The 6,968-nt window shown below is 56.1% G+C and carries 6 protein-coding genes; all 6 read left to right on the top strand.

The features are described from left to right. Nucleotides 1-333: penicillin-binding transpeptidase domain-containing protein (locus CMO10_RS05950; protein ID WP_297019601.1), on the top strand; the 333-nt coding region annotated here is incomplete at its 5' end. Further along, nucleotides 320-1,780, top strand: a complete 1,461-nt coding sequence (locus CMO10_RS05945) for a UDP-N-acetylmuramoyl-L-alanyl-D-glutamate--2,6-diaminopimelate ligase (RefSeq protein ID WP_297019599.1) — start codon at nucleotides 320-322, stop codon at nucleotides 1,778-1,780. The genes CMO10_RS05950 and CMO10_RS05945, both read left to right, overlap by 14 nt. 59 nt (nucleotides 1,781-1,839) lie before the next feature. Continuing rightward, nucleotides 1,840-3,249: a UDP-N-acetylmuramoyl-tripeptide--D-alanyl-D-alanine ligase gene (locus CMO10_RS05940; RefSeq protein ID WP_297019597.1), complete on the top strand. Its 1,410-nt coding sequence runs from the start codon at nucleotides 1,840-1,842 to the stop codon at nucleotides 3,247-3,249. Between the two features lie 63 nt (nucleotides 3,250-3,312). Continuing rightward, nucleotides 3,313-4,401 (top strand): phospho-N-acetylmuramoyl-pentapeptide-transferase, encoded by a 1,089-nt coding sequence (gene mraY, locus CMO10_RS05935; RefSeq protein WP_297019595.1) that lies wholly within the window; start codon nucleotides 3,313-3,315, stop codon nucleotides 4,399-4,401. Nucleotides 4,402-4,413: 12 nt separating this feature from the next. Continuing rightward, nucleotides 4,414-5,820 carry a UDP-N-acetylmuramoyl-L-alanine--D-glutamate ligase gene (gene murD, locus CMO10_RS05930; RefSeq protein WP_297019593.1) on the top strand — a complete coding sequence of 469 codons (1,407 nt, stop codon included), beginning with the start codon at nucleotides 4,414-4,416 and terminating at the stop codon, nucleotides 5,818-5,820. Beyond that, a complete protein-coding gene (gene ftsW / locus CMO10_RS05925) occupies nucleotides 5,817-6,956 on the top strand; it encodes a putative lipid II flippase FtsW (protein WP_297019590.1) in 1,140 nt (379 codons plus the stop codon). The genes murD and ftsW overlap by 4 nt, the downstream gene beginning before the upstream one ends. Nucleotides 6,957-6,968: the final 12 nt, after the last annotated feature.

Below are 6,968 nucleotides of genomic sequence, written 5' to 3'. Positions count from 1 at the left end.
GCGGGTTACTTCCTTGGCGGGAAGACCGGCACCTCGGAAAAACTCGTGAACGGGCGCTACGTCAAGAACGCCCGCATGTCGACCTTTGTCGCCGCCTTCCCGATGCAGGACCCGAAATACGTGGTTCTGGTGACGTTGGACGAGCCCAAAGGCACCAAAGAAACTTATGGATTTGCCACAGCAGGTTGGGTGTCCGCCCCTGCCGTTGGCAAGGTTGTGACACGTATTGCTCCCCTTTTGGGCATTGAACCGGCGAATGCGAAGGCGCCGGAAATAGAGCAAGCGTTGCAGATTGAACTTCGCAAGGGGGAGCGCAAACTTGCGTCTTTCTGAGCTCATGGCAGGTGATCAGGCGGCATTGAAACATGCCGAAGGACAGGACCCGGATATCACGGGCCTGACAGCAGACTCACGCACTGTGAAGGATGGCTATATGTTTGCCGCCCTGTCCGGTGCACGAGATGACGGGTCCAAGTATATCGCCGATGCGATCAAGCTTGGTGCCGCCGCCATCCTGGCAAAGGACGGCACGCCAAGACCGGCAGCCCCCACGGTTCCGCTAATCCCGGTGGAAAACCCGCGCAAACGTTATGCCCAGCTGGCAGCCCGTTTTTACGGTCAGCAACCGGCAAATATTGCGGCGATTACCGGCACGAACGGCAAAACATCAACCGCAATCTTTACCGAACAGCTCTGGACGATCTTGGGCAATATGTCGGGATCGATCGGAACCCTTGGCATTCGCGCAGCGGGGGCGAAAATCCCAGGCTCGCTCACCACGCCGGACCCGGTCGCGCTTCATCAAAGCCTTGATGAGATGTGTGGCATCGGTGTCACCCATGTCGCGATGGAAGCAAGCTCGCACGGGCTTGACCAATACCGCCTTGATGGCGTGAAGGTCACGGTAGCCGCCTTTACCAACCTGTCGCGTGATCATCTTGATTATCACGGCACGTTCGAAAAATACTTTGCTGCCAAGGCCCGCCTGTTCTCGGACCTTCTGGTCGCAGACGGTACGGCGGTGCTTAATGCCGATGTCGAACAGTTCGGCCTTCTGAAAGAACTTTGCGCCAAGCGCGGTATCAATGTGATGTCCTATGGCCAGAATGCCGATGACATCAAACTGATCAAGGCAACCCCTGACAGCACCGGCACCCAGATCCGCCTTGCCGTGAACAAGGGCGAATACAACATCCACCTGCCGCTGATGGGCAGCTTCCAGGTGATGAATGCACTGGCCGCCCTTTCCATCGTGGTCGCATCGGGTGCGAACCTAGATCAGGCAGTCCTTGCGCTTGAAAAGCTTGAAGGGGTGCGCGGTCGTCTTGAGCTGGTTGGCAAAACCAGCTTTGGCGCACCGGTCTTTGTTGATTATGCCCATACGCCAGATGCGCTTGAAACCGTGATCAAGGCCGTCCGTCCGCATTGCAAAGGCCGCCTTGTTTGTGTATTCGGGGCCGGTGGAGACCGTGACGTCGGCAAACGCCCCTTGATGGGACAGGTTGCCCACGACTTTGCCGATATTGCCATCATCACCGATGACAATCCGCGTAGCGAAGATCCCGCCACCATTCGTGCCGCGATCAAGGAAAAGTGCGAAGGTGCCGTCGAGATCGGTGATCGCGCCGAAGCGATCAAACGGGGCATTGGCATTCTTCAGCGCAACGACGTCCTTATTATCGCCGGAAAAGGCCATGAAAGAGGCCAGATTGTCGGTGATAAGGTCCTTCCATTCGATGATGCATCCGTTGCCCGCAGCATTCTTGCAGGTGGCAACTGACCTTAATTCCCGTTACGGCGCTTTGGCCGTGATGGTCTGAGCGAAAAGAAAGTGACGTTATGACGAAGGCTGTTTTATGGACCGCACAGGATGCCGCGACCGCAACCGGTGGCAAAACCACAGGGGACTGGACGGTAACCGGCATCTCGATTGACAGCCGCAAAGTCAGCGAAGGCGATCTTTTCATCGCACTTAAAGGCCCGAATTTCGACGGCCACAAATTTGCCCAGGCCGCCCTTGATGCCGGTGCCCATGCCGTCATGGTTTCCGATGCCAACGGCATTACCGATACCGACAAGGTTCTTCTGGTCGATGACACCATGGCTGCCCTTGAGCGCCTTGGCATCGCCGGTCGTGCGCGCAGCAAAGCCAAAATCGTTGCCATTACCGGCAGTGTCGGCAAGACCGGCACCAAGGAAGCGCTGAAATACGTACTGTCCGAGCAGGGCAAAACCCACGCCAGCCCGGCCAGCTTCAATAACCATTGGGGTGTGCCGATCACCCTGGCGACCCTGCCGGCTGATGCCGAATACGGCGTCTTTGAAATCGGCATGAACCATCCGGGTGAAATCAGCACGCTTGTCAAAATGGTCAAGCCGTCTGTGGCGCTGATTACCACTGTGGTCGGCGCCCACACCGAATTCTTCAAGGACGAAGCCGAAATCGCCATGGCCAAGGCCGAGATTTTCGAAGGCCTTGAGAGCGACGGTACCGTCATCCTGAACCGTGACAACCTGCATTACTTTGCCCTTGCACGGCGTGCCAAGGAACTGGGCCTGAGTAACATCAAATGCTTTGGCACGGACGCGGTATCCAACTATCGCCTGTTTGAGGCCAACATTGTCACCGATGGCAGTGCGGTCCGTGCCCGTGTTGGTGGTCAGGATCTGGAATATTTCATTGGTTGCCCGGGCGAACACTGGGTTCTGAACTCGCTTGCCGTTCTGGGTTGTGTCGATGCGATTGGTGCTGACCTTCTTAAGGCGTCCAAGGATCTGGCCGATGTCCCCCCGCCTGCCGGTCGCGGTCAGACACTTACTGTCAAGCTGCCGTCCGGTGATGGCACCTTTACCCTGATTGATGACGCCTATAACGCCAACCCGACCTCGATGATGGCCGGGATCAAGGTTTTGTCACAGACCAAACCGGGCGACGGCGGACGCAAGATTGCGGTTCTGGGTGAGATGCGCGAACTCGGCGATATTGCAGCCAAGATGCATGCCGATCTGCATCATCCACTGACCTCGCTTGAAATTGATCGGGTATATTCGGTTGGGCCACTGATGGCCGAACTCGACAAAACCCTGCCTTCCGAACGCAATGCCGGCCACTTCGAGGTTGCCGAAGACGCGATTGAGCCGATCAAGGCCGATTTGCGCGATGGCGACGTTGTTTTGATCAAAGGATCGCTTGGCATTTACGTTTCGAAAATTGTATCGGCCTTAAAATCCTGTGGCGTGGTGGAATAATCCACAACCGCATCAGAAGAGGGTCAGTGCTGACTCTCAGCCTCAAAAGGAACGACCAGAGCAATGCTCTATAATCTGCTTTATCAATTTGCTGATCAGATGCCGGTACTGAACCTGTTTCGGTATATCACCTTCCGCACGGGCGGTGCGATCATCACGTCGCTTGTCCTTGCCTTTGTGATAGGCCCACACCTGATCAACTGGTTGCGTTCCAAACAAAGCGAAGGCCAACCGATCCGTGAAGACGGTCCGGAAAGCCACCTTTTGACCAAAAAAGGCACGCCAACCATGGGCGGGCTTTTGCTGTTGCTGTCAACATCAATTGCCACCTTGCTTTGGGCTGATCTGACCAACCCTTACGTCTGGGCGGTTTTGCTGGTCACCATCGGCTATGGCTTCCTTGGTTTCCTTGATGACTTCCTGAAAGTTTCCAAGCGCAACACCAAAGGCCTTCCGGGTAAACTCAAGCTGCTTGGGCAGTTTTCGATCGCAGCCCTTGCCGCCTGGTGGATTTCGTACAACACCGCCGATCCGCTTTCGACTGCGCTGGCCTTCCCGTTCTTCAAGAATTTCCTGCTTGATCTCGGCTGGTTCTTTGTGCCGTTTGCCATGTTCGTCATGGTCGGGGCTTCGAACTCGGTCAACCTGACCGATGGGCTTGATGGTCTGGCGATTGTTCCGGTGATGATTGCAGCCGCAAGCTTTGCACTGATTACCTATCTGATCGGTAACGTGCAGTTCGCCGAATATCTGCAGGTTCACTACGTTGCCGGTTCTGGCGAGTTGACCATTTTCCTTGGCGCACTGGTCGGTGCCGGCCTTGGCTTCCTTTGGTACAACGCCCCGCCGGCCATGGTGTTCATGGGTGATACCGGGTCGCTTGCCCTTGGCGGTGCGCTTGGTGCGGTATCCGTTGTTACCAAACACGAACTGGTTCTGGCGATCATTGGCGGTTTGTTTGTTCTCGAAACCCTGTCTGTGATCATTCAGGTCGGATCCTTCAAACTGACCGGCAAACGCGTGTTCCGCATGGCTCCGCTGCATCATCATTTCGAGAAAAAAGGCTGGCAAGAACCGACCATCGTTATCCGGTTCTGGATCATTGCCGTCATCCTCGCACTGGTTGGTCTTGCGACCCTGAAACTTCGTTAAGGACACCCCATCGTGATTGATCTTTCGCATCTGCGCGGCAAAACCATCGCGGTTCTGGGTCTGGGAAAATCCGGACTTGCCAGTGTGAAAGCATTGATCAATGCAGGTGCCATTGTCTGGGCATGGGATGACAGCGCGGCATCACGCGAACAGCTTGAACCGCTGGGCCTTGCCCCGATCAATCTGGCGGAATGCGACTGGTCCGAGCCCGACATGCTGGTCATCAGCCCGGGCATCCCGTCCACCTTCCCGACCCCGCATCCGGCGGCTGAAAAGGCACGCCGTGCGGGCAAACCGATCATTTGCGATGTTGAGCTGCTGTGCACGGCACAGCCAGATGTGCCAACCCTTGCCATCACCGGCACCAATGGCAAATCAACCACCACCGCGCTGACAGCTCATATTATCGACCAGGCCGGGATCAAAACACAGGCGGGGGGCAACCTTGGCAATGCCGCCCTCGGGCTTGAGCCTTCCACCACGGATGATTGCCTTGTTCTTGAGTTGTCCTCCTACCAGCTTGAGCTGCTTGAACATGCGGCCTTTGACGCCTGTGCGCTTTTGAACATCACCCCGGATCATCTTGATCGCCATGGCGGGCTGGATGGCTATATCGGCGCTAAGCACCTGATCTTTGCCCGCTCCAAGGGGCCGAAATGGGCGATTATTTCTGTTGATGACGAACCCTGCGCCAAAATGGCGGTTGAACTCGCCCGTGAAGGTGGTCGCCATATCATCGAGGTTTCAGTCAAGCAGCCGGTCGATCATGGCATCTATGTCGATGCCGATGGCTGGTTGATTGACGATATGAGTGGGGCGCAAACCCGAATCCTCGATCTTGCGACCGTCACCCACATGCCCGGCCGTCATAACTGGCAAAACATTGCCTTCGCCTATGGGCTATGTCGTGCGCGGGGTGTCGACGCCACCCGGATCATTGATGGCATCATGTCCTTCCCGGGACTGGCCCACCGTCAGGAATTACTCGGCACCATTGACGGTGTTGTGTTCGTCAATGACAGCAAGGCCACCAATGCCGAGGCATCGGCAAAGGCGCTGTCAGCCTATCGAAACATCTACTGGATTGCTGGCGGCAAACCAAAGGAAGGCGGGATCGAGGGATTGCAGGAATTCTATCCCCACATCAAGAAAGCCTATCTGATTGGCGCTGCGACCAACGAATTTTCCGAGACCCTTGGCAATGACCTGCCGTGGGCGAAATGCGAAACGCTTGATGTCGCGACCAAGGCCGCCTTTGCGGATGCCAAGGCAAGTGGTGATGACAAACCGGTGGTGATGCTCACCCCGGCCTGCGCGTCGTTTGATCAGTTCAAAAGCTTTGAAACGCGCGGCGATGCATTCCGCGATCTTTATACCGCCTTGGCAAAAGGTGATCTGACCGGGAAGGAAAGTGCATGAAGTCCCTTTTTGGTCATAACACCCATATCGCCTTTTCGCGTGCCGATACCTCGGTTCTGGGGATTTGGTGGTGGACGGTTGATCGCTGGTTGCTGGCTGCCATCATTCTTCTGATGGGGATTGGTGCACTTCTGGTGATGTCGGCAAGCCCGCCGGTTGCCGATCGCATCAATGTCGACAGCTTCCACTTTGTTACACGCCAGTTTGTCTTCCTGGGCATGGCGACGATTTGCATGTTTGGCATTTCACTGCTGCCGGTGAAATGGATCAGGCGGCTGGCGTCCTTCATGTTTCTGGGCGTGATCTTCTTGCTGATCATTACCCCATTCATCGGATCAGACATCAAGGGCGCTGTCCGCTGGATCAACATTGCCGGGATTAACCTGCAGCCTTCGGAATTCCTGAAACCCGCATTCGCGGTTGTGATCGCCTGGATGTTTGCCGAAGGGCGGCTGAACCCGAACTTCCCGGGCTATATCGTTTCAAGCCTGATTTTGGCGGTTTGTATCTTCCTTTTGATGATCCAGCCGGACTTTGGCCAGACCGTTGTGATCACCTCGATCTGGTCGGTGCAGATCTTTCTTGCAGGTCTTCCGATCATTCTGGTTTTTTGCCTTGGGCTTGGCGCAGTTGGACTGGCAGTGACCGCCTATCTGATCCTGCCGCACGTTCAGTCGCGTGTGGACCGCTTCCTCGATCCGGCATCGGGTGACAGCTATCAGATCGAACGATCCATGGAAGCCTTCATGAGTGGCGGCATCATGGGCCGTGGTCCGGGTGAAGGCTGGGTGAAGAACTCCATCCCGGATGCCCATTCGGACTTTATCTTTGCCGTTGCGGGCGAGGAATTCGGCCTTCTGTTCTGCGTACTGGTGGTTGGTGTCTTTACCTTCATCATCATGCGCGGTCTGTCGCGCCTGATGGGGGAACGCAATCTGTTTGTTGTTCTGGCTGTCACCGGCATTCTGGTTCAGTTCGGATTGCAAGCCGTGATCAACATGGCATCCACCCTGCAACTGGTCCCGCCAAAGGGCATGACATTGCCGTTCGTATCCTACGGTGGTTCGGCCACGATTGGTATTGCGATCGGGATGGGATTTGTCCTGGCGCTGACGCGTAAACGCCCCGGCGAATAGCCAACATCGCAC

It is taken from the genome of Thalassospira sp., from assembly GCF_002709775.1.
Lineage (GTDB): Bacteria > Pseudomonadota > Alphaproteobacteria > Rhodospirillales > Thalassospiraceae > Thalassospira.
This window is presented reverse-complemented; position numbering and strand designations above follow the sequence as displayed.

Excerpts from the sequence above, each read along its gene's own strand:
- mraY (WP_297019595.1), top strand. The coding sequence starts at position 3,313 with ATGCTCTATAATCTGCTTTATCAATTTGCTGATCAGATGCCGGTACTG.
- CMO10_RS05940 (WP_297019597.1), top strand. The coding sequence starts at position 1,840 with ATGACGAAGGCTGTTTTATGGACCGCACAGGATGCCGCGACCGCAACC.
- ftsW (WP_297019590.1), top strand. The coding sequence starts at position 5,817 with ATGAAGTCCCTTTTTGGTCATAACACCCATATCGCCTTTTCGCGTGCC.